This window comes from Streptomyces sp. Act143, from assembly GCF_003143935.1.
Lineage (GTDB): Bacteria > Actinomycetota > Actinomycetes > Streptomycetales > Streptomycetaceae > Streptomyces.
In genome coordinates this window covers 1513194-1539828 of record NZ_QFRX01000001.1, presented here as the reverse complement: position 1 = coordinate 1539828, position 26635 = coordinate 1513194, and the positions used below count along the sequence as shown (strand labels likewise).

Below are 26635 nucleotides of genomic sequence, written 5' to 3'. Positions count from 1 at the left end.
GAAAGCACCGGTCCCGCCGTCACGCGGGCACCTGCCGACGGGCGAGGTCGCCGGGCAGTTCCTACAGTCGGAACATGACCGCCACCGCCGAGGCCGCCCCGGCGAAGGACACCGAGGGCCCGATACGACGGCCCGGCAGCGGCCTCCTCAGCAGGGTCCCGGAAGGCTTCGCCGCCTTCTTCGGCGCCCTCGGACTGCTCTGCCTGCTGCTGGCCTTCATCCCGCCGCTGCGCGGACCACTGCGTCCCGTCGTGCGCTTCCTCGACGTCCTCATCGTCCCGGTCAGCGCCAACCTCGCCTACGCCGTCTTCCTCTTCCTCCTCGCCGGTGCCACCGCCGCCCGCAAACGGGTCGCCTGGTGGCTGGTCGTGGTCTACCTCGGCCTGCTCGTCCTCGTCGACGCGCTGGGCGTGGCCGTCGGTCTCTACGCCGACTCCGTCCCGTCCCTGGTGGTCTGCTCCCTGGCCCTCACCCTGCTCGTCGTCGCCCGGGGCGAGTTCTACGCCGCCTCCCGCCGCGGTGCGGTACGGCGGGCCGTCGGCGTGCTGCTCGTCGGCCTCCTGCTCGGCATCCTGGTGGGCTGGGGGCTGGTCGAGCTGTTCCCGGGCACGCTGCCCCGCGGCCAACGGCTGCTCTGGGCCGCCAACCGGGTCTGCGGCGGCCTGGTCTCCGGCCGCTCCTTCGACGGCTCCCCGCCCCGCGCCCTGTTCTTCCTGCTCGGCCTCTTCGGCGCCCTCGCGCTGCTCAACGCCGCCGCCACCCTGTTCCGCTCCCAGCGCATGGAAGCCGCCCTGCACGACGACGAGGAGGCCCGCATCCGCGCCCTGCTCACGGCATACGGCGACCGGGACTCCCTCGGCTACTTCGCCACCCGCCGCGACAAGGCCGTCGTCTTCTCCGCCAGTGGCAAGGCCGCCGTCACCTACCGCGTCGAAGCCGGCGTCTGCCTCGCCAGCGGCGACCCCGTCGGCGACCGCGAGGCCTGGCCGCACGCCATCGCCGCCTGGCTCGACGCGGCCCGCCGGCACGGCTGGGCACCCGCCGCCATGGGCGCCTCCGAGGACGGCGCCAAGGCCTTCGCCCGCGCCGGACTCGGCGCCCTCCAACTCGGCGACGAGGCGATCCTCCACGTCGCCGGCTTCGACCTGAACGGCCGCGACATGCGCGTCACCCGCCAGGCCGTGCACCGGGTGCGCCGCACCGGCGCCCACTGCCGCATCCGCCGCCACTCCACCCTCACCGAAGCCGAGATGGAAGAGGTCGTCGACAAGGCCGACGCCTGGCGCGACACCGAGACCGAACGCGGCTTCTCCATGGCCCTGGACCGCCTCGGCGACCCGGCCGACGGCGACTGCCTCCTGGTGGAGGCGCTCGGCGAGGACGGCGCACTCCTCGCCCTGCTCTCCTTCGTGCCCTGGGGCCGCGACGGCGTCTCCCTGGACCTGATGCGCCGTGACCGCAGCGCCCCCAACGGCGTCATGGAGTTCATGGTCGCCGAACTCTGCGCGGCGGCACCGAAACTGGGCGTCCGCCGGATCTCCCTCAACTTCGCCGTCTTCCGCTCGGTCTTCGAGGAAGGCGCCCGCATCGGCGCCGGACCCGTGCTCCGCCTCTGGCGCCGCCTGCTGCTGTTCTTCTCCAAGTGGTGGCAACTGGAGGCCCTGTACCGCTCCAACGCCAAGTACAAGCCCGAGTGGTACCCCCGCTTCATCTGCTACGGCGAGACCGGCGCCCTCGCCCGCATCGGCCTCGCCTCCGGGATCGCCGAGGGCTTCGTCTCCGTACCGTCGCTGCGCAAACTCCTCGGAAAGGGGCACCCGAAGGCCGGGCCGCGGCCGGCCACCACCGAAGGCCTGCCGTCGCTGTCGGCGCTCGGCCTCGCCGGAGGGGACGAGACCGGGGCCGCCGGACCGGACGCGGGCCTGCCCGAACAGGCCCGCGTCCGGCACCGCAAACTGGCCCGCCTGCGCGCCGACGGCACCGACCCCTACCCCGTCGGCATCCCGCCCCGCACCCACGCCCTCGCCGACGTCCGCGCGGGCGACCAGGTGACCGTCGCCGGACGCGTCATGCTCGTCCGCGACTTCGGCGGCATCGTCTTCGTCCGGCTGCGCGACTGGTCCGGCGACCACCAACTCGCCCTCACCCGCGACCGCGGCGGCCTCGACCGCTTCCGCGCCGACACCGACATCGGCGACCACATCACCGCCACCGGCACGGCCGGCGTCAGCGACAAGGGCGAACCCACCGTCTTCGTGACCTCCTGGCAGCTGATCGGCAAGTGCCTGCGCCCCCTGCCCGACAAACGCCGCGGCCTCACCGACCCCGAGACCAAGGTCCGCATGCGCTACCTCGACCTCGTCGCCAGCCCCGCCGCCCGCGACGTCGTCCGCGCCCGCTCCACCGCCGTACAGGCCCTGCGCCAGGGCCTGCTGGAACGCGGCTACCTGGAGGTCGAGACCCCGATGCTCCAGCAGATCCACGGCGGCGCCAACGCCCGCCCCTTCACCACCCACATCAACGCCTACGACCTCGACCTCCACCTGCGCATCGCCCCCGAGCTCTACCTGAAACGGCTCTGCGTCGGCGGCCTGGAGAAGGTCTTCGAGATGGGCCGCACCTTCCGCAACGAGGGCGTCTCCTACAAGCACAACCCCGAGTTCACGATGCTGGAGGCATACCAGGCCCTCGCCGACTACGACGTCATGCTCGACCTCACCCGCGAACTGATCCAGGGCGCCGCCACGGCCGCCTTCGGCGCGCCCGTCGCCCGCAAGGACGGGCAGGAGTACGACATCTCGGGGACCTGGCCGGTCAGGACCGTGTACGGCGCGATCTCCGAGGCACTGGGGGACGAGATCACCGCCGACACCGAACTCGCCCGCCTGCACCGGCTGTGCGACCGCGCCGAAGTGCCGTACACCGCCGACGACGGCCACGGCGACGTCGTCCTCGAGATGTACGAACGCCTCGTCGAGGAGAGGACCCAGCTGCCCACCTTCTACAAGGACTTCCCGACCGACGTCTCCCCGCTCACCCGCCGGCACCGCGAGGACCCGCGGCTCGCCGAGCGCTGGGACCTCGTCGCCTTCGGCACCGAACTCGGCACCGCCTACTCCGAGCTCACCGACCCCGTCGAGCAGCGCCGCCGCCTCACCGCGCAGTCGCTGCTCGCCGCCGGGGGAGACCCGGAGGCCATGGAACTCGACGAGGACTTCCTCGACGCCCTCGAATACGCGATGCCGCCCACCGGCGGGCTCGGCATCGGCGTCGACCGGCTCGTCATGTTCCTCACCGGCCTGACGATCCGAGAGACGCTCCCGTTCCCTCTCGTGCGCCGCCACTGACGGCCCGCCATAGGCCGAGCGGGTGCTTTCCCGCCGCCGCACCGGTGTTGTCCTGGTGCGTCGGCCATGGTTCGGGCGACTGATGAGTCATGACGAAGGATCAGTTGCTCACCCGGCTGCTCACGCGACGCCGCGCCCTGCTCGCCGGTGCCGCCGCTGTCGGGGCGGCCGGCACCGCCGGGCTGTTCGCGGCGCTCGGCGGCGAGGACCCGGTCGCGCCCGTCCGCCCCGCCGCGGGCGCCCCGGCCCGCCGCCCGCTCAAGCCCTCCGCCTACCGGCTCCAGCCCCTGACCGGATACGGCCCGCCCCGCACCGCCCCCGGCCGGACCCCGGTACGCCGCGAACCGCTGCTGCGGATGAAGGGGCGCGGCCACACCATGGTGCTGACCTTCGACGACGGCCCGGACCCCCGCTACACCCCCGCCATCCTGGACACCCTCGCCGAGTACGACGTGCGCGCCATGTTCTTCGTGTGCGGCGAGATGGCCGTCGACAACAAGGACCTGCTGGAACGCATGGCCGACGAGGGCCACGTCGTCGGCAACCACACCTGGTCCCACCCCCTGCTGACCCGCCTCAGCCGCGGTCGCATCCGCTCCGAGATGGAACGCACCTGCGACGTCATCGAGGAGGCCTACGGCGAACGCCCCCAGTGGTTCCGCGCGCCCTACGGAGCCTGGAACCGCGCCGCCTTCCAGCTCGGCTCGGAACTCGGCATGGAACCCCTCGCCTGGACCGTCGACACCCTCGACTGGACCACCCCCGGCGCCCGCACCATCGAGCGGCGGGTCGAGAACGGCGCCGCCCCCGGCGTCGTGGTGCTCTCCCACGACGCCGGGGGCGACCGCTCGCAGAGTGTCCGGGCGCTGCGTGCATACCTGCCGCAACTCCTGGACTCCGGATATCACGTCACCGTCCCGCGACGGCATTACGCCTAGCCGCCGGATTCGCCGCCCGGTCGGGGAACGCTCAGCGGACCTCGACCAGGCGGGCGAAGGCGACGACGTTCCCGGCATAACCGTTCTGCTTCGAGAAACCGCCGCCACAGGTGATGACCCGCAATTCCGGGGTGCCTTTGGAGCCGTAGACGCGGTCGCCCGGGAAATTCTGCTTCTCGAAGACCTCGATGCCGTAGATCTCGAACACGGCCGTCTTGCCGTCCTTGCGCCGCACCTCGACGCGGTTTCCCTTCTTCAGGGCACCGAGTCCGTAGAACACGGCGGGCCCCGACTTGTTGTCGACATGGCCCACCACCACGGCGGTGCCCTTCTCGCCCGGCGACACGGCGCCGGTGAACCAGCCGGCCAGGTTCGGGTCCTCCGGCGGCGGCGCGCCCACCCAGCCCTCGGTGTCCAGGCCCACGGGCATGACCGGCGCGTCCACCTGGATCGCGGGAATCCGCACCCGCTGCGGCTCGGAGAACGACAGCGGTGCCGCCGACCCGGAGAAGGTGCCGGGCACACGGCTGTCCGCCGCAGCCGCCGTCGCCGGCTGCGGCGGACCCACGTCGAACTCTCCCGAACCATTCCGAATGAGCGCGAGGCCGGTCAGCAGAACAAGCGCTATCACGCCCCAAGGAGCGCGCCTCTTCCGCTGCTCCTCCTCTTCGGCCAGATCGGCCAGCTCGGACGCAGACATTCGCATTCCCCTCTCGACGCGGCCGTCGCCACGTCATTCGCGCATACGAGCACGCTAAGTGCCGGGCACGGAACCGGCGACGGGGCAAAGGCGAACGGGTGGCCGCCAGAGGTGTGGGTGCGCCATCCGAGTTGACGCTCACAGGAATTTTCTGACGGTCCGTGACCTGCGGCAATATCCGATTGTGCGCTTTTCGGTCGGCGTGTCCTCTCACCAGGACGGACCATCGCCGAAATGCGCCCGCGTGCACGGCATCTGAGGGTCTTTCTGGGAGGCGCTTTCTCGCCGATCCACCGGGGACGGTTCCCGGGGCGTCTTCCGCGGAGGATCACATGCGTACTACCCGTGCCCTGGCGGCCGCCGGCGCCGCGATCGCCGCCGTCGGGCTCGCCGCCCCCACGGCCTCGGCCTGGAGCCAGCCCACCAGCGTCAGCGCAGCGCCCAGCGTCATCGCCCGGGGCGGTCAGCTGGTGCTCACTGTCAACGGGTCCGCCTGCCAGATGGCGGGCAGCACCATCAGCTCCAGCGCCTTCCCGACCACGCAGCTCATCTCGCAGGGCGGCAACAGCAGCACGTCGACCGCGACGGTGACCGTCAATGCGAGCGCCAACCCGGGCTCGTACACCGTCACCACCACCTGCGAGGGCCAGACGAAGACGTTCAACGGCGTCTTCACCGTCATCGGCGGCGTCCGCGGCGGTCTCGGCGGCAGCAGCTCCACCGGTGCGACCCCGACCGACGTGGCGATCGGCGGCGGGCTCGTCGCCGCGGCCGTCATCGGCGGCGGGCTGTTCTGGATGCGCCGCCGGGCCGAGAAGCGGATCTGATCCGTTCCCCTCTGCCCGCTCTCCTCGGGTGACACCGATCGCACGTGACAGGCCTTCGCCCCGGAACCTCTTCCAAGGTCCGGGGCGAAGGCCTGTGCGGTGGGCGCGCGGCGCGGTCAGGCGCCGTCCTCGCCGGTGCGGCGCCGTGAGAAGTGGTACGCCGCCCCGACCGAACCGGCGATCAGCGCCGCGCCCAGTCCGATCTCCTTGAGGTCGAAACCGGCGACACTGCCGCCCTCGCCGGCGTGCACACCCCGGTAGGGGTACGGCGTCGGGCTGGTCGGGGTGGTACGGCCGGTGGCGATGGTCAGGTCCGTCGATCCGCTCACGCCGTTGCAGGAGAACGTCACCTTGTAGGCCGCGCCCGGTTTGGCGTCCCAGTCGACCACCGCCGTCGCCGACGACCGGTTGCCCGGGATGGTGATCGTGTCGAACACCCCCGAACTGACGGTCGCGGACCCCGTACACCCGCCGCTGTCCCGGTCCAGTTGCAGGGTGACCTGGCCGCCGGCGGCGATCGTGGAGGGCATGACGCTGAAGCCGAACGGCGTGATGTTGCTGCCGTCCGCCGCCATGGCGGCCGGAGCGGCGAGGGTGAGGGCGCCTACGCCCAGCAGTGCGGCCGAAGCTACGCGTATCGCGCGCATGGTGAGTCCTCCGGGTCCCCGAGGAGCAGCCGCGGACCTTTTCCGCGTTGTGCCGGAAATGCACCTCGATGATCGGAACGCTAGGAAGGTGCGCACACCTGCGCGAACGCTGTCGGGCGAATGGGGCACGGTTGTGGGCCGCACGGGGGACGCCGACGGCGTGGCGGCGTCCCCCGGGGTGTCCGTCAGGTGAGGGCCTGTCAGCCCTTGATGCCGGGGAAGAGGTTCAGGAACGGTTCCGCCGACGCCGTGATGCCCCGGCTGTAAGGCGCGTCGAAGTCCCAGATCAGGAAGAGCAGGAAGGCGATCAGCGCGGAGAACAGCCCGGCGAGGATCAGCTCGCGCGGCGTTCTGCGGATCTGCAGGGCCAGGACCATGCCGATGGTGATCACGGCCCCGACGATCAGTCCGAACCACACCACCCCCGGCATCGTCGCCCCCATCGCGTTCGTCCGGGCGGTGCGCGCCGCGTCGGCCGCGGCGACCTGGTCGACGAGCGGCTGATAGGCCTGCGCCTCGAAGTCCGTGGCCGGTTCGTAGTCGGTGACGTCCCGGCGGACCTGCTCCAGCAGCTGGGTGCCGCGCACGGTGACCTCGCCGTCGTCGGCCATCGTCTTCCACTCGGTGTGCACGACGTGTCCGACATAGGCGTTGACATCGTCCCGAATGCGGTCACGGACGTCGGCCGGGTAGACCCGGACCCGCTCCGAGACCTCGTGCAGGGCGACGGCCTCCGCCTGGACGTGGTCCTGGGCCGCGCTGCGCCCCTCCCACACCCCGGCGATGGCCAGGCCCAGGACGATGGCGTACACCACGCCGATCCACATCGTCATGTACTCGATGACGTCCGGGGTCTCGTCGGGGTCCTCGTCGTCGCCCGCCGCGCCGTGGCGGATGACGGTGATGACGACCACCACGGCACAGGCGGCCACCATCGCGAGGGTGAGAACAAGCCATTCCGGCAAGAGATGCCTCCAGGGATCAGCGCGGACGCAGCGCGGCGACGGCGGCGATCGCGGGCGCGGCGATGAGCAGGACGAAGGTGAGCGGCGAGGTGCCGTGGTGCGGGGTCCGGTGCGGGGCCGGTGCGTGGTAGGCCGGGTAGCTCACCGGCGACGGGGTGGGCTTCGGTGACGGCTTGGGCGGTGGGGGCGGGGTCGGGGTCGGCGTGGGGGTGGGTGTGGGTGTCGTCGGGCGAGGTGCGGGGGCCGCGGGCCGCGGGGCCGGGGGTGGCGGGGGCGGCGGGGTCGGTTTCGGCGTGGGCTTCGGGGTGGGGCTCGCCTTGGTCGGCGTAGGTGTCGGCTTCGAGGTGGGGGTAGGGGTGGGTGTGGGTGTGGGTGTGGGGCACGGTGGGGGCGGTGGGGGAGGGGGCGTGGAGCACCCCGGAGGCGTGGGCCAGGTCAGGCCGCTTCCGGCGACCGCCACCGCGACCGTGCCGTCCGGACCGGTCGACGCGGACGCGCAGGCGTCAGCCCGTGCCGGGCCCGCCGGAACGCCGACGCACAGCCAGGCCAGCGCCAGGGCGGTCAACACCCTTATGACAGGGGCGTATTGGGTCGGTTCGGGTCGAGGCACGACGGAGATCATGAACCCAGAACGCCTCCCCGTGCGCTCTGGTGGCGGGTGATTGCCCCGAAGGAGTGAGGGGGCCGCGCAGGGGTTTGAGAAGCGGCCCGGCGTGCCTCGCGGGGGCCCGTGTCACAGCTTGCGGAAAGAAAAATGTGCCCCGGTTGAACACAACAGCCACTTCCGTCCGTACCCATGGCCGTGCGGCGGCGCAGCAGGGCGCTGCAACACCCGTACCAATATGGGGAGTTGACGATGAAGACCTCCTGGCGGAGTGCATCGCTCGTGGCGAGCGCTGCGGCGGTGCTGGCGCTGACGACGGCGTGCGGCCAGGAAGCGGCCCCGTCCGCGAGCAGCCAGAACGTGGGCGCGACGGCCGCGGCCGGAGACTACGGAAACGCGGGCGCGGGGGCCGGTATCGGTTCCGGGATCGGCAACGCCGGGGCGAGCCCCTCGGCGAGCAGTGCCGGGGCGCCGGCCAAGTCCGCGGGCAAGCTGGCCGTCGTCACCAACCCGGAGCTCGGCAAGGTGCTGACGGACAACGCCGGTCTCACCCTCTACCGCTTCGACACCGACACCGCCGAGCCGCCGAAGTCCAACTGCGACGGCGACTGCGCGACGACCTGGCCCCCGGTGCCGGCCGACGACGCCTCGGCCGGCGAGGGCATCGACAAGGCGCTGCTCGGCGAGGTCACCCGCACCGACGGCAGCAAGCAGCTGACGATCGGCGGCTGGCCGGCGTACCGCTACGCGAAGGACGTCAACGCGGGCGACGTCAACGGCCAGGGCGTGGGCGGCAAGTGGTACGCGCTCGCCCCCACCGGCAAGAAGGCCTCGCTGGCCTCGCTGCCCGGACTGTCCACCCGTGAGGACCCCAACCTGGGCGAGATCGTCGTCGACAAGAACGGCATGACGGTCTACCGCTTCCTGAAGGACACGGCCTGGCCCGACCCGATCTCCCGGTGCACCGGAGCCTGCCTGGAGAAGTGGCCGGCCGTCGGTCCCGTCGGGGCGAACGACACCAAGGGCATCGAGAAGAAGGGCCTGATGAGCTTCACCCGGCCCGACGGGGTCAAGCAGCAGACCATCGACTGCTGGCCCATCTACACCTTCGCCCAGGACAAGGAGCCGGGCGACACCAACGGTCAGGGCGTCGGCGGCACGTGGTACGCCGTCGCGCCCGACGGGAAGCCGGTCGGCGCGCCGAAGAAGTAGCAGCAGCAGGGGTCGCCGCCTCCCGGCCGGCCCTTGCAGGTCATCTCCCCAGGGCTGACCGCCCCATGTCCCGTCAGTGACGTATCGCGGAAGGGAGGCACGAGGTCCCAGCGAGAGTGCCGGACGAACGGCCGGCGTGCGCGACCCACCGGTCCGCCCCCTGCGCACCGCACGCAGGGGGCGGACCGGTTTGCCGTGAATCACCTCTTCTGTGGCAAGGTCAACTCGGCACGTGCCGCAGGCAGTGACCGGGAACGGACGGTCAATTTCCGTTTCGGCTCGCTCCTTTGGCAGGCGATCAGTAGCCTCAGCTCGAACACCGGATCGCCTGAAGCCTTGGAGAGCTAGATGGAGCGTCCCGCCTGGGCCCCACGGAGCATCGACATCTCGGTGCCCAGTGTGTCGCGGATCTACGACTACTACCTGGGCGGCTCGCACAACTTCGAGGTCGACCGGGAAGCCGCTCGTAAGGCGATGGAGTTCATGCCGGGGCTGCCCAAGATCATGCAGGCGAACCGGGCGTTCATGCGGCGCGCCGTCCGGTTCGCCGCCGAGCAGGGCATCTCCCAGTTCCTGGACGTCGGTTCGGGCATCCCGACCTTCGGCAACGTCCACGAGGTGGCCCAGGCCGCCAGGGCCGACGCGCATGTCGTCTACGTCGACCACGACCCGGTGGCCGTTGCGCACAGTCAGGCCGTCCTCGCCGAAAACCCGCGGACGGACGTCGTCGCGGCGGATCTGCGCAAGCCCCAGGAGATCCTCGCGAGCGCCGAGGTCCAGCAACTGATCGACCTGAAGCGGCCGGTGGCCCTGCTTCTCGTTGCCATACTGCACTTCGTGGAAGACGAGGACGACCCGTACGGAGCGGTGGCCGAGCTGCGCGACGCGCTCGCGCCCGGCAGCCTGCTGGTGCTCACGCATGCCTCGTACGAGGGAATCCCGCTGCCGCCGGAGCGGGCCGGGGGTGCGGTGGACGTGTACAAGGACATTCGCAACCCGCTGATCATGCGCTCGCGCGACGAGATCGCGCGGTTCTTCGAGGGGTACGACATGGTGGAACCGGGACTGGTGCCGATGCCGCACTGGCGGCCGGACACGGCGCCCGAGGACGACGATCCCTGGGCGTTCTCCGGGTTCGCCGGCGTGGGGCGTACCGCGTGATCGGCGAGCCGGACGGGCCGGAGGACAGACTGCGCCGGTTCGCGACGATCTGGAGCCGGGCGGTGTTCCCGGTGACCACGACGTCCTCGACCAGGCCCGAGTTCGAGGCGCAACTGCTGCCGCTGGCCCGCCGGTTGAGCGAGGCGCTGCGGGCCAGGACCTTCGACGCCGACGAGGGCAGGGCCGTCGGCGCCGCGCTCGTCACGGTGCACTGCACCGACCCGGAGGCGCTGAGCCGGACGCTGGACTGCGTCGACGCCTACCTGGTGCTGTACTGCGGCGGCGAAGGCGACCAGCAGGACCTGCGGGTGCGCGCCTCCCGGCTCCAGCACGCCATGGCCGCCGGTTTCGCGCAGGCGCTGCGCGAGCGGACGCTGGTCGAGCAGGAGGCGATCTCCGCGGCCGCCCTGAAGGCGCAGGGCGTGGTCGCGGCGGCGCTGCACGCGAGCGAGGCCCGCTTCCGCGCGGTCTTCGAGGGCGCCGCCATAGGGATCGGCATGGCCGACCTCGACGGCAACATCCTCCAGGTCAACGAGGCGCTGCTGCGGATGTTCGGCATCACCGAGAAGACGATGCTCGGCCGCAACGTGGCGGAGTGGACCCACCCCGAGGACGCGCCGCAGACCTGGACGCTCTACGACGAGCTGGTCCGCGGCGACCGCGAGCACTACCACGTGGAGAAGGCGTTCTCCCGCCCCGACGGAACGGTCCTGTGGACCAATCTCACGGTCTCCCTGCTGCGCGACGCGGACGGCAACCCGCAGTACCAGCTGGCGCTGATGGAGGACACCACCGAGCGCCGGCTCCTCAACCTCCGGCTGCGCTACGAGGCCACGCACGACGCCCTCACCGGCCTGCCCAACCGCACCTTCTTCTTCGAACGCCTGGAGAAGGCGCTGGGCGCGGGGGAGGGGCAGCGGTTCGGCCTGTGCTACCTCGACCTCGACGGCTTCAAGACCATCAACGACAGCCTCGGCCACGCGGCCGGCGACCGGCTGCTGGTGGAGGTGGCCGACCGGCTCCAGTCGTGCACCACCGCGCCCGGTGAGATGGTCGCTCGTTTGGGCGGTGACGAGTTCGTCGCGCTGACGACCGGGCCCGACACCGAGCGCGAGGTCGACGAGCTCGCGTCACGGATCATGAACGCGCTGGTCGCCCCGGTCAGCGTCGACGGCCGTGAGCTGACCGTGCGCGGCAGCATCGGCATCGTCGAGGGCCCGGCGGGCGAGCGCAGCGCGGCGGAGGTCCTGCGCAGCGCGGACATCACGATGTACCGGGCCAAGGCCTCGGGCGGCAACCGCTTCGAGCTGGCCGACGCGGAGGCGGACGCCCGCGCCATCACCCGGCACGGCCTGACCACCGCGCTGCCGACCGCCCTGGAACGCGGTGAGTTCTTCATCGAGTACCAGCCGCTGGTCCACCTCGGCGACGGCAGCGTCCGCGGCGCCGAGGCCCTGGTGCGCTGGCTGCACCCGCAGCACGGCGTCCTCGGCCCCGACCGCTTCATCCCGCTCGCCGAGCACACCGGTCTGATCGTCCCGCTGGGCCGCTGGGTCCTGGAGCAGTCCGTCCGGCAGGCCCGCGCGTGGCGGGAGCGCCACGCGGACGCCGGCCCGCTGCGCATCAACGTCAACCTCTCGCCCTGCCAGCTCACCCACCCCGGTCTGGTGCAGGACACGGTGGACATCCTGGAGCGCACCGGCGTCGACCCGGACGCGCTGTGCCTGGAGGTCACGGAGTCGGCGTTGATCGGCGCCGACGACGATCTGCTCAAGCCCTTGCGCCGGCTGGCCGAGATGGGCGTCGACATCGCCCTGGACGACTTCGGCACCGGTTACTCGAACCTGGCGAATCTGCGCCGTCTCCCGGTGAGCGTCCTCAAGCTGGACCGCTCCTTCACCCAGAGCATGCAGCAGTTCCCGGCCGACCCCGTCGACCTCAAGATCGTCGAGGGCATCGTCTCCCTCGCCCACAGCCTGGACCTCGCGGTCACCGTCGAGGGCGTGGAGACCGGCGCCCAGGCCGAGCAACTGCGGATACTGGGCTGCGACACGGCCCAGGGCTGGTACTACGCCCGTCCGGGCCCGCCGGAGCGGCTGCACGAGCTGGCGCTGGTCGACGCGACGGGGTGAGCGCCGGCCGCGCGGCGGTGCGCTGAGCGGTGGCTGCCCGGTGCGCTGAGCGGTGGCTGCCCGGTGCGCTGAGCGGTGGCTGCCCGGTGCCCTCCTTCCTGCGATCGAAGAGAGGGCACCGGCACCCTGAGCGGAGGGAGCGCGGACAGGAACGTCACGACCATGCGCCGTCTCCTCGAGGTCCACCGCGGGGCCGAGGCGGTGCACAGGGCTCGCCAGGCAGCGGGCCGTCACCTTTCGAGCAGCATCCGCTGCAACTCCCGCGCCGCCCGAGGCGGGGCCACGTCGCTGCGGTGGGCCAGGGCGATCGTGCGGTGCAATCCGGGCCGGGCGAGCGGAGTGACCCGCAGCCCGCGTCCCGAACGGGCCGCCACCATCCTCGGCACCACGGCCACGCCCAGCCCCGCCCGCACGAACCCCAGCACCGCGTCCATCTCGCCGCCCTCCACCGCGAAGTCCGGCTCGAAGCCTTCGGCGCGGCACGCGGCGACCGTCAGTTCCCGCAGGTCGTAGCCGTGCCGGAACATCACCAGACGCTCGCCCTCCAGGTCGGCGATGCGTACGGTGCGGCCACCGCCGCCCGGCTTGGGGGCCTCCGGTGACGACACCACGACCAGGTCCTCCTTCAGCAGCTCGACCGTGGTCAGCGCCGGGGAGGGGGTCGGGAGCGGCAGGACCACCAGGGCCAGGTCGAGGGCGCCGCGCGCGAGCTCGCGCACCAGGTCGTGCGAGCCGCTCTCCTCGATGAGCAGGTGGATGCCGGGGTAGCGGTCGTGGAAGGCGCGGAGCACGTCCGGCAGCAGGCCGGTGCACAAGCTCGGGGTGGCGCCGAGCCGGACGCGCCCGCTCCGCAATTGCGCCAGCTCCTGCACCTCGTGCCGGGCCGTGTCCGCGTCGGCCAGGATGCGGCGGGCCAGGGGCAGCAGGGCCTCGCCCGCGTCGGTGAGGGTGATGTTGCCGCGGGCCCGGAGGAACAGATCCGCCCCGAGCTCCCGCTCCAGCGCCTTGATCTGCTGGGACAGCGACGGCTGGGCGACATGGACCAGGTCCGCGGCCCGGGTGAAGTGCCTGGTCTCGGCCACCGCCACGAAGTACTGGAGCTGCGTGAACTGCATCCTCGTACGATAGTCGCTGCCTATCGAATCAAGCCGGACCATGTCTTGGACCGATGGGGCCGAACGGCCCTAGCGTTCATGACCATGGCTCTGGCAACGCGGACGGACCGACGGCCGTCCATGGCACGCACCGTGTGGGACAGCTCCGTCGGCAAGAAGACGGTGATGGCCGTCAGCGGTCTGATCATGCTGTCGTACCTGGTCGTCCACATGATCGGAAACCTGAAGATCTTCTTCGGGGCGGGCGAGTTCAACCATTACGCGCACTGGCTGCGCACCATCGGCGAGCCCTTCATGCACTACGAGTGGACGCTGTGGGTCATCCGCGTCGTCCTCGTGGTCGCGGTCGTCGCGCACGCCGTCTCCGCCTACCAGCTCAGCCGCCGCGACATCAAGGCGCGCCCGAACAAGTACGTGCACAAGAAGCCGCGCGCCTCCTACGCGACCCGCACCATGCGCTGGGGCGGCATCATCCTCGGCCTCTTCATCGTCTGGCACCTCCTCGACCTGACGACCGGCACCGTGCACTCCGGCGGCTTCCAGGAGGGGCACCCCTACCAGAACGTCGTGGACACCTTCTCCACCTGGTACGGCAACGTCATCTACATCGCCGCGATGCTCGCCCTCGGCCTGCACGTCCGGCACGGCTTCTGGAGCGCGGCCCAGACCCTCGGCGCCGGCAACCGCACCCGCGACCGCGCCCTGAAGGCCACGGCCAACGTCCTCGCACTGCTGCTCACGGCCGGTTTCATTGCCGTGCCCGTGGGCGTCATGACCGGAGTGGTGAGCTGAACATGAGCGCTGCATACGCCGATTACGCGACCGGTGAGCCGGTCGTCGACACCAAGGCCCCGTCCGGCCCCGTCAACGAGCGCTGGGACAAGCGCCGTTTCGAGGCCAAGCTGGTCAACCCCGCCAACCGGCGCAAGCACACCGTGATCGTGGTCGGCACGGGACTCGCCGGCGGCTCCGCCGGAGCCACCCTCGCCGAACAGGGCTACCACGTCGTCCAGTTCTGCTACCAGGACTCCCCGCGACGCGCCCACTCCATCGCCGCGCAAGGAGGCATCAACGCGGCGAAGAACTACCGCAACGACGGCGACTCCGTCCACCGGCTGTTCTACGACACCGTCAAGGGCGGCGACTTCCGGGCCCGGGAGTCCAACGTGCACCGGCTCGCGCAGATCTCCGTCGAGATCATCGACCAGTGCGTCGCCCAGGGCGTGCCGTTCGCCCGGGAGTACGGCGGACTGCTCGACACCCGCTCCTTCGGCGGTGTGCAGGTCTCACGGACCTTCTACGCCCGCGGCCAGACGGGTCAGCAGCTGCTGCTCGGCGCTTACCAGGCCCTCAGCCGGCAGATCGCCGCGGGCAACGTGGAGATGCACCCGCGGACCGAGATGCTCGACCTGATCGTCGTCGACGGGCGGGCGCGCGGGATCGTGGCGCGGGACCTGATCACCGGGAAGATCTCCACCTACTTCGCGGACGCCGTCGTCCTGGCGAGCGGCGGCTACGGCAACGTCTTCTACCTGTCGACGAACGCCATGAACTCCAATGCCACCGCCATCTGGCGGGCCCACCGGCGCGGCGCCTGGTTCGCCAACCCCTGCTTCACCCAGATCCACCCCACCTGCATCCCGCGCACCGGCGACCACCAGTCCAAGCTGACGCTGATGAGCGAGTCGCTGCGCAACGACGGCCGCATCTGGGTGCCGAAGGCCAAGGGCGACGACCGGCCGCCGAACAAGATCCCCGAGGACGAGCGCGACTACTACCTGGAGCGCATCTACCCCTCCTTCGGCAACCTCGTCCCCCGCGACATCGCCTCCCGCGCCGCGAAGAACGTCTGCGACGAGGGACGCGGGGTCGGCCCCGGCGGGCAGGGCGTCTACCTCGACTTCGCCGACGCCATCAAGCGCATGGGCCGCAAGGCGGTCGAGGCCAAGTACGGCAACCTCTTCGACATGTACGCCCGGATCACCGACGAGGACCCGTACACGGTCCCGATGCGGATCTACCCGGCCGTCCACTACACGATGGGCGGGCTCTGGGTCGACTACGACCTCCAGACCACCGTCCCCGGCCTGTTCGCGATCGGCGAGGCCAACTTCTCCGACCACGGCGCGAACCGGCTGGGCGCCTCGGCGCTGATGCAGGGCCTCGCCGACGGCTACTTCGTCCTCCCGGCCACCATCAACGACTATCTCGCCCGCAACCCGAACCAGGGCGAGGTGACCCGCGAACACCCCGCCGTCCAGGAGGTGCTGGCGGAGACCGAGGACCGGATCAACCGGCTCCTCTCCGTCGACGGCGACCGCACGCCCGACTCCTTCCACCGCGAAGTCGGCGAACTGATGTGGGAGTTCTGCGGCATGGCCCGCACCGACTCCGGACTGCGCAAGGCCCTGGAACGCATCCCGCAGATCCGCGAGGAGTTCTGGCGGCGCATCAAGGTCCCCGGCACCGGCGAGGAGTTCAACCAGTCGCTGGAGAAGGCCAACCGGATCGTCGACTACCTGGAGCTCGCCGAGCTCATGTGCCTCGACGCGCTGCACCGCGCCGAGTCCTGCGGCGGCCACTTCCGCGAGGAGTCCCAGACCCCGGACGGCGAAGCGGCCCGCAGGGACGACGAGTTCGCCTACGCGGCCGCCTGGGAGTTCACCGGCACCGGCGCCGCCCCCACCCTGCACAAGGAAGACCTGGTCTTCGAGTACGTCCACCCCACCCAGCGGAGCTACGCATGAAGCTCACCCTGCGCGTCTGGCGGCAGAAGAACGCCGACGCCGACGGCGCCATGTCCACGTACGAGGTGGACGGCATCTCCTCCGACATGTCCTTCCTGGAGATGCTCGACACGCTCAACGAGGAACTCATCCTGCGCGGTGAGGACCCCGTGGCCTTCGACCACGACTGCCGCGAGGGCATCTGCGGCGCGTGCAGCCTGGTCATCAACGGCGACGCGCACGGACCCGAGCGCACCACCACCTGCCAGCTGCACATGCGGTCCTTCGAGGACGGCGACACCATCGACATCGAGCCGTGGCGGGCCGCCGCGTTCCCCGTGATCAAGGACCTGGTCGTGGACCGGTCGGCCTTCGACCGGATCATCCAGGCCGGCGGCTACATCACCGCGCCGACCGGCGCCGCGCCGGAGGCGCATGCCACGCCCGTGCCCAAGCCGGACGCCGACCTCGCCTTCGAGCACGCCGAGTGCATCGGGTGCGGGGCGTGCGTCGCGGCCTGCCCCAACGGCGCGGCGATGTTGTTCACCTCGGCCAAGGTCAACCACCTCAACGTGCTGCCGCAGGGGGCGCCCGAGCGGGAGACGCGGGTGCTGGACATGGTGGCGCAGATGGACGAAGAGGGCTTCGGCGGCTGCACGTTGACGGGCGAGTGCGCGACGGCCTGCCCGAAGGGCATTTCGCTGGTGTCCATCACGAGCATGAACAAGGAGTGGCTGCGGGCCACGCGCAAGGTCGCCAAGAGGTAGACCTGCGGAGCCGGCGCAAGGTCGCCAAGAGGGAGACCTGCGGAGCCGGCGCAAGGTCGCCAAGAGGGAGACCTGCGGAGCCCGCGGAAGGTCGCCAAGAGGGAGACCTGCGGAGCCCGCGGAAGGTCGCCAAGAGACAGGCGGCACAAGGACGTTCGCCGACAGGGTGCGGACGGGCGGGGCCGGGAGTGGTGCTCCCCGGCCCCGTCTCGCTCTCCCGGCCTCGATAGCCTGTGCGCATGATCTTCGGAAGTCAGACGGGGGAGCGGTTCCTCGACGCCGTCACCGGATTCGAGACCGCGGTGCGCGGCCAGGACCCGGACGGGGCCGAGCGCGCGTTCCAGGACATGCACCGCAGCCTCGGCGAGGCGGGCCCGCACGAGATCGCGCAGGCCGCCCCGCGGCTCGCCGCGCTGCTGCCCGAGGTGCCGCCCGGACCGCGCGGCATCGTGGCGGTGATCGTCGGCGCGTGCGTGGAGCGCGGCGCCGACCCACGGCCCTGCGCACCGCACGTCTTCGTGGAGCTGGCCGAAACCCTCGCCGAGATCGGGGAGTTCTGCGAACGCTGGCAGGAGACCGGCGGCGGCGACCACCCCCACCCCGACGACAGCGACGCGCACCCGGCGATCTTCGAACGGGTGGGCCCCGAAGCGGCCCTGGCCTGGCTGTCGTTGCCCCAGTTCGAGATGGCCTGCCTCGCCCTGCTCAACGACCCCGCCGTGCGCACCGCGCTGGACGCCTCCCTGCGCGCCCGGTTGGTGCGGGCGGTCACGGCCGTGGAGGAGACGACCGGGCACCAGTTCAAGGGCCTGAAGTACGCGCTGCTCGTCCTCGACGACGAACCGCTGGTCGTCCTGCACCGCCCGTCGGGCACCGGCTACCGGATGCGCCTGCGCGGCATAGGCGACAACTTCCAGCTGCACACCCTTCTCGCGGACATCCTGGTCGGCGGCGGTCACGTGCCCGGCCGGGCCCCGTCCCCGCAGGAGGCCGCGGTCTGCCGGGACGCCCCCGGTCAGGTGCACACCGTCGGCTCCTTCAACCTCATGACGCCCGGCGGGGAATGGGTGTGGAACGAGGGCACCCCCGCCGACATCCCGCTCGTCGACGGCGTACGCCTGCTCGTCCTGGACCCGCCGGCCTACGAACGCAGCTGGCCCTCGGGCCGGTTCTTCCCGAACATGACCGGGGACCTCGTCCTGGAGCGCGTCCTCGACGAGGCGGAGACGCGCTACTGGCTGGGAGGTTGCGTCCCGGCCACGTGACGGACACGGACCACGGCGTTCAACAACCGCACATCCCGGCAACCGCCCCCGGTCACGCCCCGGCCAGACGGCATCGGAAGAACAGGTACGCGCAGGCCGCACCCGCCCGGCCTGTTCTTCCCCCTCAGGCCGAACCGGCCCGTGACCTGGAGTGAGCCATGACCGCCGTATCCGCTCCGGCCTCCCCGCCCCTCGCCGCCGCCCCCGCTCGCTACACCGTCACCCTCGCTCGCGACGAGGCCGACGTGCGCGCCGCCCAACGGCTGCGGCACGACGTGTTCGCCGGCGAGATGGGCGCCCTGCTCGCGAGCCCGCAGCCGGGACACGACGTCGACGCCTTCGACGCCTTCTGCGACCACCTGCTCGTCACCGACACCGCGACCGGACAGGTCGTCGGCACCTACCGGCTGCTGCCGCCCGAGCGGGCCGCGGTCGCCGGACGTCTGTACTCGGAGGGCGAGTTCGACCTCACCCCGCTCGACTCCCTGCGCCCCGGACTCGTCGAGGTCGGCCGCTCCTGCGTGCACCCCGACCACCGGGACGGCGCCGTCATCGGCCTCATCTGGGCCGGCATCGCCCGCTACATGACCGACCGCGGCCACGAGTGGCTGGCCGGCTGCTGCTCCATCCCGCTCGCCGACGGCGGCACGCTGGCCGCCGCGACCTGGGACCGGGTGCGGGCCAAGCACCTGGCGCCGGAGGAGTACCGGGTACGACCGCTGCTGCCGTGGCTCCCGGGAGCGGTGGGCGGCGCCCGCACCGAACTCCCCGCCCTCCTGCGCGGCTACCTCCGGCTCGGCGCCTGGGTCTGCGGGGAACCCGCCCACGACCCGGACTTCGGCGTCGCCGACCTGTACGTGCTGCTGTCGATGCGCCGGGTCAACCCGCGCTATCTGCGGCACTTCCTCTCCCTCGTACCGGCCTGATGAGCGTCTGGCTGCCCAGCGCGCCCTGCACCCCAGGGTCGTGCGTGGAGCCTTCCGGGTCCGGCACGGCGGTACCTCGTGCCGTGCTGCGGCTGACGGCGGTCGTCGTCCTGGTGCTCGCCGGGGTCGCGCTGCTGCCGCTCGGCGGAAGACTCCCCGCCGAGGTGGTGCGGCGGTGGTGCCGGTGGATCGTGCGGGCCGCGGGGGTGCGGGTGCGGGTCACCGGTGCCGCCGCGCCGACCGGCGGCACCCTGCTGGTCGCCAACCACATCTCCTGGCTGGACATCCCGCTGCTCGGGGCGGTGCGTCCGGCCCGCATGGTCGCCAAGGCCGAGATCCGGCAGTGGCCGGTGGCGGGCACCCTCGCCGCCAGGGGAGGGGTGCTGTTCCTCGACCGCGACCGGCTGCGCGCCCTCCCGGACACGGTCGACCGCATCGCCCGCGCGCTGCGCGCCGGACAGGCGGTCGGCGTCTTCCCCGAGGGCAGCACGTGGTGCGGGCGCGCCCAGGGCACTTTCCGCCGGGCCGCCTTCCAGGCCGCCCTGGATGCGGGGGTGCCGGTCCAACCGGTGCACCTGCGCTACCGCTCGGACGGCGGTGCGGCCAGTACCGCGCCCGCGTTCGTCGGCGAGGACACGCTGTTCGCCTCGCTGTGGCGGGTGGTGTCGGCGCGCGGGCTGGTGGCGGAGGTGGAGATACGGGAGGCCATACCGTACGGCAGCCATCCCGACCGGCGCTCGCTCGCCCGGGCCGCGCAGCCCGGCGCGACGCACCCACCGGGACGGGCCCACCCGACGCCGGTGGCGTAGGAGCGGGGGCATCGCCGACCGGTCGACACCCGCGAACCGCCCTGAGACCCATCCTCTGGCGTAGGACGGGTGAGCATCGCCGACCGGTCGACACCGGCGGACCACCCTGAGACCCATCCTCTGGCGTAGGACGGGTGAGCATCGCCGACCGGTCGACACCGGCGGACCACCCTGAGACCCTTCCTCCGCAACCACGCCTGTGCCGGCGGGCCTGGCAGGCGACCCCGCCGCCGAGGGAGGGGACATGAGAAGTGCACGCCCCGGACCGGTCCATGTCGTCGGCGCCGGTCCCGGGGTCGGCGCCGCGGTGGCCCGGCGCTTCGCCCGCGCCGGGCATCCCGTAGGACTCGTCGCCCCCGACCCCGCCCGGCTCGCCGCGCTCACCCTGGACCTGGCCGCGGAGGGCATCGCGACGGAGTCGTACCCGGCCGACGCGAGCGACCCCGCCGACCTCGCGCGGGCCCTGGCGGTGCTCGCCGAACGGCAGGGCCCCGCAGAGGTGTTGTGCTTCAGCGCGTTGCCTGACGTCGGCCTGATCAAGCCGCTGCCGGGGACCGGCGCCGCCGATCCGGACCGGGCGCCGGCCCTCGACGTCGCCGGTGCCGAGGCCGCCGCAGCGACCGTGCTGCCCGCCATGCGGGCCGCCGGCCGCGGCACCCTGCTGTTCCTCTCCGGCGACGCAGTGGAGCACCCGCACCCCGATCGTGCGGCGACCGCGATCGCCGGGCCCGCCCGGCGGACGTACGCCGCGCTGTCGCGGGCCCTCGCCGGCACCCCGCTGCGCGTCGCCCACCTCGTGGTCGTCGGCCGCCACGAGCCGGACCGGGTCGCCGACCGGCTCTGGGAGCTGTACCAGGCCGGCGGCGAGGCGTACGCGGTGCTGACGGAGCAGCCGGGCACCCAACCCTGACACCCGAGAGGGGAGTTCAGCCCAGGACGCGCGCCAGATGGGCCGCCGTGGCGCCGCCCTCCGCGCGTGCCACCTCGGCCGGAGGCCCGGCCGCGACGATCCGCCCGCCCTGGTCGCCGCCGCCCGGCCCCAGGTCGATCACCCAGTCGGCGCCCGCCACCACCGCCATGTCGTGCTCGACCACGACGACCGTGTGCCCGCCGTCCACGAGACCGTGCAACTGGCGCATCAGGACCTCGACATCGGCGGGGTGGAGGCCGGTGGTGGGCTCGTCGAGGAGGTAGAGGGTGTGGCCGCGGCGACCGCGCTGGAGTTCGCTCGCGAGCTTGATGCGCTGTGCCTCGCCACCGGAGAGTTCGGTGGCGGGCTGGCCGAGGCGCAGATAGCCCAGGCCCACGTCGAGCAGCGTCCGCAGGCTGCGCGCCACGGCCGGGGTGTCCGCGAAGAAGTCCGCCGCGGACTCCACCGTGAGGTCCAGCACCTGCGCGACGTTCCGTCCCCGGTACGTCACTTCGAGGGTCTGCGGGTTGTAGCGGGCGCCGCCGCAGTCCGGGCACGGGGCGTAGGTGCTCGGCAGGAACAGCAGCTCCACGCTGACGAACCCCTCACCCTGGCAGGTCTCGCAGCGCCCGCCGCTGACGTTGAAGGAGAACCGGCCCACGCCGAAGCCGCGCCGACGGGCGTCCTCGGTGCCCGCGAACTCCTTGCGGACGACGTCGAAGAGGCCGGTGTAGGTGGCGAGGTTGGAGCGCGGGGTGCGGCCGATCGGCCGCTGGTCGACCGCGACCAGCCGGCCCACCCCGGCGAGGTCCTCCGTGATCTCGCCGATGAGCGTGGACTTCCCCGAACCCGACACACCGGTCACGGCGGTGAGAACGCCGAGCGGGAACTCCGCCGTCACGGCCCGCAGGTTGTGCCGGGTGACCGGGCCGACCTTCAACTGCCCCCTGGGGGCGCGCACATCGCGGGCGGGGGCGGGGGAGCGGTCGAAGAGGTACCGGGCGGTGGCCGACTCCTCGACCGAGGCCAGCTCCGCCACCGGGCCGCTGTGCAGCACCCGGCCGCCGTGCTCACCGGCGAGCGGCCCCACGTCCACCAGCCAGTCGGCGCCCCGCACGACATCGAGGTGGTGCTCCACCACGAACACCGAGTTGCCCGCGGCCTTCAGCCGGTCCAGGACGGTGAGCAGGGCCTCCGTGTCGGCGGGGTGCAGTCCGGCGGAGGGTTCGTCGAGGACGTACACCACACCGAACAGGCCCGAGCGCAACTGGGTGGCCAGGCGCAGGCGTTGCAGCTCGCCCGCCGAGAGGGTGGGGGTGGGCCGGTCGAGGCTGAGGTAGCCGAGGCCGAGTTCGAGGACGGGCGCGATCCGGGACCCGAGGTCGTCGGTGAGGACGCGGGCGGTCTCGCCGTCCGCGACGAGGTGTCCGGCCAGGTCGGCCAACGGGAGCCCGGCCAGCTCGGCGATGGTGTGCCCCGCGAAGGTCACCGCCAGGGCCTCCGGACGCAGCCGGCTGCCGCCGCACGCCGGACAGGGCGCACTGCTCAGGAACCGCTCGGCCTTCGCCCGCAGGGCCGGGCTCCTGGAGTCCGAGAAGGTCTTCATGACATACCGGTGCGCGCTCATGTACGTGCCCTGGTAGGGCCGTTGGATGCGGTCGGCGTCCCGTACCGGGTGCACGGTGACGACCGGCTGCTCGTCCGTGAACAGGATCCACTCCCGCTGCTCGGCGGGGAGTTCGCGCCAGGGCCGGTCCACGTCGTACCCGAGGGCGTCGAGGATGTCGCGCAGGTTCTTGCCCTGCCAGGCCCCGGGCCACGCGGCGATCGCACCGTCCCGGATCGACAGCGAGGCATCCGGCACCAGCAACTCCTCGCTGGTGCGGTGCACTTGCCCCAGCCCGTGGCACTCCGGACAGGCCCCGGCGGCGGTGTTGGGCGAGAAGGCGTCCGAATCGAGCCGCGCCGCCCCCGGCGGGTAGGTCCCGGCCCGCGAGAACAGCATCCGCAGCGAGTTCGAAAGACTGGTGACCGTCCCGACCGACGACCGGGAGGTCGGCGCGGCCCGCCGCTGCTCCAGCGAGACGGCGGGCGGCAACCCGGTGATCTCCCCGACCTTCGGCGCCCCGACCTGGTGGATCAGGCGGCGCGCGTAGGGTGCCACCGACTCGAAGTACCGGCGCTGCGCCTCCGCGTACACGGTCCCGAACGCCAGCGACGACTTCCCGGACCCGGACACCCCGGTGAACACGGCGAGCACGTCCCGGGGGATGTCGACGTCGACGTTCTTGAGGTTGTGCTCCCGGGCGCCACGGACACGGACATACGGGTCATGTGGGGTGTGCATGAGGGGGAACTCTAGTCCGAGGTGATCGAGGCCAGCCGTCGGTAGGAGTCCAGCAGCGCGTCACGGTCGTACGTGCTGGTCGTGACCAGGACCTCCTGAGCGCCCGTCTCCTTCAGGACCGTCTCCAGTTCGTGTGCGACCTGGTCCTCGGTGCCCGCGATGTGGCCGGTGAGCCCGGACTCGTAGAAGCCGCGCTCCTTCGGGGTCATCGGGAGGGAGACGACGCGGTCGGCGGGCGGCAGCGGGGGGAAGGTGCCGCGGGTGCGGGAGTGGGCCATCGACCAGGCCTCCGGGACCAGGAGGCGGCGGGCCTCCTCGGGGGTCGCGGCCACGGCGATCGTCCCGGAGATGACGACGTACGGCTCACTCGCCCAGGGGGAGGGGCGGAAGTGGGCGCGGTAGTGGTCGATGCCGTGGCGCATCTTCTCGCGGTTCCTGAGGTCGCCGATGACCATCGGCAGGCCCGCTCGGGCGGCGATGGCGGCGCCCTCGCCCAGCGCGAGGACGAAGGGCGGGACGGTCAGACCCTCGGCGGGGCGGGCGTGGACCCCCGTGGGGGACGTGCCGGCGAACCAGCCGAGCAGTTCGTCGAGCTGGGCGGCGAAGTCGTCGGCGTCGTCCTTGCCGCGGCCCAGCGCCTTGCGCACGCCGTCGGTGAAGCCGACCGAGCGGCCGAGCCCCATGTCGATGCGCCCCGGGAAGAGGGACTCCAGCACGCCGAACTGCTCGGCCACGACCAGGGGGCGGTGGTTGGGCAGCATCACACCGCCCGTGCCGACCCGGATGCGCCGGGTCGCGCCCGCGACGGCGGCCGCCAGGACCGTCGGCGCGGAACCGGCGACACCGGGGACGCCATGGTGTTCCGACACCCAGAACCGGTGATAGCCCAGCTCCTCCAACTGCTGCGCGAAGCGCACGGTGTCGCGCAGCGCCTCGGCGTTCGAGTGCCCCTCGCGGGTGCGGGAACGGTCGAGGACGGAGAAGCGGGTCGCGGCGATCACGGAGCTCACACGGAGTGCAACGCCCCGCCCGGCCCGGTATTCCCGGTGTCACCCGGCGTCAGTGGACGGCCACGGCGTGTTCCTCGTGGTCGCACGCCTCGTCGAGGCCGTAGGTGTCCCAGGCCGGGAAGGGGTCCTCGGCAGGCAGGCGCTCGCCCGGCGCCATCAGGCAGGCCGTGAGCGCCTCGCGCAACCGCTCCGGCTCCAGCCGTGTTCCGATGAAGACCAGCTCCTGCGCGTACGGCGCCTCGTCGTCACGTGCCGCCGACGGCTCGAACCGGGCCACCGAGCCGGCCTGGGACCACAGGCCCGTCACCAGCGGACGGGTCGCGAGGGTGAAGAAGCCCTTCGAGCGCAGGATCCGCCCGTACCCGCCGCCGTCCAGGTCCCGGGTGACGAACGTCCACAACCGCTGCGGGTGGAAGGGCAGTTCGGCACGGAAGACGGTGGAGGAGACGCCGTACTCCTCGGTCTCGGGGACGTGCTCGCCGTTGAGTTCCTGGACCCAGCCCGGCGCCTGCTGCGCGCGGTCGAGGTCGAACAGGCCGGTGCCCAGGACCTGGCGGAGGTCCACCCGTGCTTGGCGGGCGTCGACGATCCGGGCGACGGGGTTGAGGCGGCGCAGCGCCGCCCGCAGCCGGTCCGCGGCGTCCCCGTCCACCAGGTCGAGCTTGTTGAGCACGATGACGTCCGCGAACTCGACCTGGTCGACGAGCAGATCGCTGACCGTGCGCTCGTCGTCCTCGAACGGGGCCAGTCCGCGCGCGGCGAGTTCGTCGCCGCTGTCCAGCTCGGGCAGGAAGTTGACCGCGTCCACGACCGTGACCATGGTGTCCAGCCGGGCGACGTCCCCGAGCGTGGCCCCGTCGTCGCGGGCAAAGGCGAAGGTGGCCGCGACGGGCAGCGGTTCGGAGATGCCCGACGACTCGATGAGCAGGTGGTCGAACCGGCCCTCCCGGGCCAGCCGGTCGACCTCCTCCAGCAGGTCGTCGCGGAGCGTGCAGCAGATGCAGCCGTTGGTCATCTCGACCAGGCGTTCCTCGGTGCGCGACAGCGCGGCCTGGCCGCCCCGCACCAGCGCGGCGTCGATGTTGACCTCGCTCATGTCGTTGACGATCACGGCGACCCGCAGGCCCTCGCGGTTGGCCAGGACGTGGTTGAGCAGCGTGGTCTTGCCCGCGCCGAGAAACCCGGAGAGCACGGTGACCGGCAGACGGTCGTGCGACGGCATGCGGGCTCAGCCCTCCGGGCGCAGCAGGCCGCGCTCGTACGCCTTGACCAGGTTCTGGGGTACGAGGTGACGCACCCCGTCGATGGTGACGGGCACCAGCGACGGCGTGGCCGCCTTCCACTGCGCGCGGCGGTGGCGGGTGTTGCTGCGGGACATCTTCCGCTTGGGGACAGCCATGACAGAACCTCCTCGGTGGAGCGGTGGGCACCGAGGACGCTATATGAAAATGGTTCCCATGAGCAATTGTCTGGCTGGCTAAGGTGGAGGGGTGACCGATCCCCGCACCCGCCCGCTCGCCGTGTTCGACCTCGACAACACCCTCGCGGACACCGCCCACCGGCAGCACTTCCTGGAGCGGAAGCCACGTGACTGGGACGGCTTCTTCGCCGCCGCGCCCGCCGACCCGCCGATCCCGCAGGGCATCGCCCTGGTCCTGCGGAACGCCGAGGAGTGCGACGTCGTCTACCTCACCGGCCGGCCCGAGCGCTGCCGGCCGGCCACCCTGGACTGGCTCGCCGCGCAGGGGCTGCCCGAGGGGGCCGTCCACATGCGGCGGGACAACGACCGCAGGCCCGCCCGGCGCACCAAGCTGGAGATCCTCCGCCGCCTCGCCCGCACCCGCGAGATCAGGGTGCTGGTGGACGACGACGAACTCGTCTGCGAGGACGCCGAGCAGGCCGGTTTCACGGTCGTACGGGCCCGCTGGGCCGCCCCCTCCGCCGCGCTGGAGAACGCGCAGGAACGGGAGGGGCGGACCTGAGGGCGGACGGTCAGTCCGACTCCTCCAGGCGGAAGCCGACCTTCAGGCCCACCTGCCAGTGCGCGACCTGACCGTCCTCGATCTGGCCCCGCACCTGCGTCACCTCGAACCAGTCGAGATTGCGCAGGGTCTGCGAGGCGCGGTCGATACCGTTGCGGATCGCCTGGTCGACGCCGTCGGGCGAGGTGCCGACGATCTCGGTCACCCGATAGGTGTGATTCGTCATGGAACCACCGTGCCTCAGG

At 72.0% G+C, this 26635-nt stretch carries 24 protein-coding genes; 14 read left to right on the top strand and 10 right to left on the bottom strand.

What is annotated here, in order from left to right; all coding sequences use genetic code 11:
• Nucleotides 1–74: 74 nt before the first annotated feature.
• Entirely contained in the window at nucleotides 75–3347 is a 3273-nt protein-coding gene (gene lysX, locus DI272_RS06835) for a bifunctional lysylphosphatidylglycerol synthetase/lysine--tRNA ligase LysX (RefSeq protein WP_109494385.1), read from the top strand.
• 89 nt (nucleotides 3348–3436) lie between these two features.
• Nucleotides 3437–4285: a polysaccharide deacetylase family protein gene (locus DI272_RS06830; RefSeq protein ID WP_109494383.1), complete on the top strand. Its 849-nt coding sequence runs from the start codon at nucleotides 3437–3439 to the stop codon at nucleotides 4283–4285.
• Between the two features lie 31 nt (nucleotides 4286–4316).
• Here DI272_RS06830 and DI272_RS06825 read toward each other — a convergent pair whose 3' ends face one another.
• Nucleotides 4317–4985, bottom strand: coding sequence for a class F sortase (locus DI272_RS06825; RefSeq protein WP_109494381.1), 669 nt, complete (start codon nucleotides 4983–4985; stop codon nucleotides 4317–4319).
• A 332-nt stretch (nucleotides 4986–5317) separates the two neighbouring features.
• Here DI272_RS06825 and DI272_RS06820 point away from each other — a divergent pair, with 332 nt between their 5' ends.
• A complete protein-coding gene (locus DI272_RS06820; RefSeq protein WP_109494379.1) occupies nucleotides 5318–5812 on the top strand; it encodes a hypothetical protein in 495 nt (164 codons plus the stop codon).
• Between the two features lie 116 nt (nucleotides 5813–5928).
• On the opposite strand, the gene DI272_RS06815 is transcribed toward DI272_RS06820, so the two are convergent.
• The 3 genes from DI272_RS06815 to DI272_RS45145 form a co-directional block, all read right to left on the bottom strand.
• Nucleotides 5929–6459: a hypothetical protein gene (locus DI272_RS06815; protein WP_109494377.1), complete on the bottom strand. Its 531-nt coding sequence runs from the start codon at nucleotides 6457–6459 to the stop codon at nucleotides 5929–5931.
• A 200-nt stretch (nucleotides 6460–6659) separates the two neighbouring features.
• Nucleotides 6660–7424 (bottom strand): DUF4239 domain-containing protein, encoded by a 765-nt coding sequence (locus DI272_RS06810; protein WP_109494375.1) that lies wholly within the window; start codon nucleotides 7422–7424, stop codon nucleotides 6660–6662.
• 16 nt (nucleotides 7425–7440) lie between these two features.
• Nucleotides 7441–7569, bottom strand: a complete 129-nt coding sequence (locus tag DI272_RS45145; protein WP_258314482.1) for a hypothetical protein — start codon at nucleotides 7567–7569, stop codon at nucleotides 7441–7443.
• A 711-nt stretch (nucleotides 7570–8280) separates the two neighbouring features.
• Here DI272_RS45145 and DI272_RS06800 point away from each other — a divergent pair.
• The 3 genes from DI272_RS06800 (at nucleotide 8281) to DI272_RS06790 (ending at nucleotide 12533) form a co-directional block, all read left to right on the top strand.
• Nucleotides 8281–9240, top strand: coding sequence for an SCO0930 family lipoprotein (locus DI272_RS06800; RefSeq protein WP_109494372.1), 960 nt, complete (start codon nucleotides 8281–8283; stop codon nucleotides 9238–9240).
• Nucleotides 9241–9588: 348 nt separating this feature from the next.
• On the top strand, nucleotides 9589–10401 hold the full coding sequence (locus tag DI272_RS06795) for an SAM-dependent methyltransferase (protein ID WP_109494370.1): 813 nt from the start codon (nucleotides 9589–9591) through the stop codon (nucleotides 10399–10401).
• The gene (locus DI272_RS06790) at nucleotides 10398–12533 is read left to right on the top strand and encodes a bifunctional diguanylate cyclase/phosphodiesterase (RefSeq protein WP_109494369.1); all 2136 of its coding nucleotides are present in this window, start codon (nucleotides 10398–10400) and stop codon (nucleotides 12531–12533) included. The genes DI272_RS06795 and DI272_RS06790 overlap by 4 nt, the downstream gene beginning before the upstream one ends.
• Nucleotides 12534–12763: 230 nt before the next feature.
• Here DI272_RS06790 and DI272_RS06785 read toward each other — a convergent pair whose 3' ends face one another.
• Nucleotides 12764–13648, bottom strand: a complete 885-nt coding sequence (locus tag DI272_RS06785) for a LysR family transcriptional regulator (protein WP_109494367.1) — start codon at nucleotides 13646–13648, stop codon at nucleotides 12764–12766.
• A gap of 120 nt (nucleotides 13649–13768) precedes the next feature.
• Between DI272_RS06785 and DI272_RS06780 the strand changes: the two genes are divergently transcribed.
• The 7 genes from DI272_RS06780 (at nucleotide 13769) to DI272_RS06750 (ending at nucleotide 21051) form a co-directional block, all read left to right on the top strand.
• On the top strand, nucleotides 13769–14440 hold the full coding sequence (locus tag DI272_RS06780) for a succinate dehydrogenase (RefSeq protein ID WP_109494365.1): 672 nt from the start codon (nucleotides 13769–13771) through the stop codon (nucleotides 14438–14440).
• 2 nt (nucleotides 14441–14442) lie between these two features.
• Nucleotides 14443–16395, top strand: a complete 1953-nt coding sequence (locus tag DI272_RS06775; protein ID WP_109494363.1) for a fumarate reductase/succinate dehydrogenase flavoprotein subunit — start codon at nucleotides 14443–14445, stop codon at nucleotides 16393–16395.
• Entirely contained in the window at nucleotides 16392–17141 is a 750-nt protein-coding gene (locus tag DI272_RS06770) for a succinate dehydrogenase/fumarate reductase iron-sulfur subunit (protein WP_109494361.1), read from the top strand. Before DI272_RS06775 ends, DI272_RS06770 begins: the two co-directional genes overlap by 4 nt.
• Nucleotides 17142–17380: 239 nt before the next feature.
• The gene (locus DI272_RS06765; protein ID WP_109494359.1) at nucleotides 17381–18406 is read left to right on the top strand and encodes a hypothetical protein; all 1026 of its coding nucleotides are present in this window, start codon (nucleotides 17381–17383) and stop codon (nucleotides 18404–18406) included.
• 158 nt (nucleotides 18407–18564) lie between these two features.
• Entirely contained in the window at nucleotides 18565–19332 is a 768-nt protein-coding gene (locus tag DI272_RS06760) for a GNAT family N-acetyltransferase (protein WP_109494357.1), read from the top strand.
• Nucleotides 19332–20141: a 1-acyl-sn-glycerol-3-phosphate acyltransferase gene (locus DI272_RS06755; protein WP_109494355.1), complete on the top strand. Its 810-nt coding sequence runs from the start codon at nucleotides 19332–19334 to the stop codon at nucleotides 20139–20141. Before DI272_RS06760 ends, DI272_RS06755 begins: the two co-directional genes overlap by 1 nt.
• Before the next feature lie 244 nt (nucleotides 20142–20385).
• Entirely contained in the window at nucleotides 20386–21051 is a 666-nt protein-coding gene (locus DI272_RS06750) for an SDR family NAD(P)-dependent oxidoreductase (RefSeq protein WP_109494353.1), read from the top strand.
• Between the two features lie 16 nt (nucleotides 21052–21067).
• Here the strand turns inward: DI272_RS06750 and DI272_RS06745 are convergent, their stop codons facing one another.
• From DI272_RS06745 to rpmF, 4 genes are read right to left on the bottom strand one after another with little or no spacing between them, the layout of a single operon-like run.
• Nucleotides 21068–23398 carry an excinuclease ABC subunit UvrA gene (locus DI272_RS06745; RefSeq protein WP_109494351.1) on the bottom strand — a complete coding sequence of 777 codons (2331 nt, stop codon included), beginning with the start codon at nucleotides 23396–23398 and terminating at the stop codon, nucleotides 21068–21070.
• A gap of 11 nt (nucleotides 23399–23409) precedes the next feature.
• Nucleotides 23410–24408 (bottom strand): LLM class flavin-dependent oxidoreductase, encoded by a 999-nt coding sequence (locus DI272_RS06740; RefSeq protein WP_109494350.1) that lies wholly within the window; start codon nucleotides 24406–24408, stop codon nucleotides 23410–23412.
• 49 nt (nucleotides 24409–24457) lie between these two features.
• On the bottom strand, nucleotides 24458–25630 hold the full coding sequence (locus DI272_RS06735) for a GTP-binding protein (protein ID WP_109494348.1): 1173 nt from the start codon (nucleotides 25628–25630) through the stop codon (nucleotides 24458–24460).
• Nucleotides 25631–25636: 6 nt separating this feature from the next.
• Nucleotides 25637–25807 carry a 50S ribosomal protein L32 gene (rpmF, locus tag DI272_RS06730; RefSeq protein ID WP_097271518.1) on the bottom strand — a complete coding sequence of 57 codons (171 nt, stop codon included), beginning with the start codon at nucleotides 25805–25807 and terminating at the stop codon, nucleotides 25637–25639.
• A gap of 91 nt (nucleotides 25808–25898) precedes the next feature.
• Between rpmF and DI272_RS06725 the strand changes: the two genes are divergently transcribed.
• Nucleotides 25899–26390, top strand: a complete 492-nt coding sequence (locus DI272_RS06725; RefSeq protein ID WP_109494346.1) for a hypothetical protein — start codon at nucleotides 25899–25901, stop codon at nucleotides 26388–26390.
• A gap of 10 nt (nucleotides 26391–26400) precedes the next feature.
• On the opposite strand, the gene DI272_RS06720 is transcribed toward DI272_RS06725, so the two are convergent.
• Nucleotides 26401–26616: a dodecin gene (locus DI272_RS06720; RefSeq protein WP_109494344.1), complete on the bottom strand. Its 216-nt coding sequence runs from the start codon at nucleotides 26614–26616 to the stop codon at nucleotides 26401–26403.
• Nucleotides 26617–26635 lie beyond the last annotated feature (19 nt).

What these genes read in the sequence shown, in the direction of transcription:
- DI272_RS06795 (WP_109494370.1), top strand. Translation starts at nt 9,589, where the DNA reads ATGGAGCGTCCCGCCTGGGCCCCACGGAGCATCGACATCTCGGTGCCC.
- DI272_RS06820 (WP_109494379.1), top strand. Translation starts at nt 5,318, where the DNA reads ATGCGTACTACCCGTGCCCTGGCGGCCGCCGGCGCCGCGATCGCCGCC.
- DI272_RS06735 (WP_109494348.1), bottom strand. Translation starts at nt 25,630, where the DNA reads ATGCCGTCGCACGACCGTCTGCCGGTCACCGTGCTCTCCGGGTTTCTC.
- rpmF (WP_097271518.1), bottom strand. Translation starts at nt 25,807, where the DNA reads ATGGCTGTCCCCAAGCGGAAGATGTCCCGCAGCAACACCCGCCACCGC.
- DI272_RS06775 (WP_109494363.1), top strand. Translation starts at nt 14,443, where the DNA reads ATGAGCGCTGCATACGCCGATTACGCGACCGGTGAGCCGGTCGTCGAC.
- DI272_RS06750 (WP_109494353.1), top strand. Translation starts at nt 20,386, where the DNA reads ATGAGAAGTGCACGCCCCGGACCGGTCCATGTCGTCGGCGCCGGTCCC.
- DI272_RS06800 (WP_109494372.1), top strand. Translation starts at nt 8,281, where the DNA reads ATGAAGACCTCCTGGCGGAGTGCATCGCTCGTGGCGAGCGCTGCGGCG.
- DI272_RS06825 (WP_109494381.1), bottom strand. Translation starts at nt 4,985, where the DNA reads ATGTCTGCGTCCGAGCTGGCCGATCTGGCCGAAGAGGAGGAGCAGCGG.
- DI272_RS06755 (WP_109494355.1), top strand. Translation starts at nt 19,332, where the DNA reads ATGAGCGTCTGGCTGCCCAGCGCGCCCTGCACCCCAGGGTCGTGCGTG.
- DI272_RS06830 (WP_109494383.1), top strand. Translation starts at nt 3,437, where the DNA reads ATGACGAAGGATCAGTTGCTCACCCGGCTGCTCACGCGACGCCGCGCC.
- DI272_RS06720 (WP_109494344.1), bottom strand. Translation starts at nt 26,616, where the DNA reads ATGACGAATCACACCTATCGGGTGACCGAGATCGTCGGCACCTCGCCC.
- DI272_RS06815 (WP_109494377.1), bottom strand. Translation starts at nt 6,459, where the DNA reads ATGCGCGCGATACGCGTAGCTTCGGCCGCACTGCTGGGCGTAGGCGCC.
- DI272_RS06780 (WP_109494365.1), top strand. Translation starts at nt 13,769, where the DNA reads ATGGCACGCACCGTGTGGGACAGCTCCGTCGGCAAGAAGACGGTGATG.
- DI272_RS06765 (WP_109494359.1), top strand. Translation starts at nt 17,381, where the DNA reads ATGATCTTCGGAAGTCAGACGGGGGAGCGGTTCCTCGACGCCGTCACC.
- DI272_RS06785 (WP_109494367.1), bottom strand. Translation starts at nt 13,648, where the DNA reads ATGCAGTTCACGCAGCTCCAGTACTTCGTGGCGGTGGCCGAGACCAGG.
- DI272_RS06770 (WP_109494361.1), top strand. Translation starts at nt 16,392, where the DNA reads ATGAAGCTCACCCTGCGCGTCTGGCGGCAGAAGAACGCCGACGCCGAC.
- DI272_RS06760 (WP_109494357.1), top strand. Translation starts at nt 18,565, where the DNA reads ATGACCGCCGTATCCGCTCCGGCCTCCCCGCCCCTCGCCGCCGCCCCC.
- DI272_RS06745 (WP_109494351.1), bottom strand. Translation starts at nt 23,398, where the DNA reads ATGCACACCCCACATGACCCGTATGTCCGTGTCCGTGGCGCCCGGGAG.
- lysX (WP_109494385.1), top strand. Translation starts at nt 75, where the DNA reads ATGACCGCCACCGCCGAGGCCGCCCCGGCGAAGGACACCGAGGGCCCG.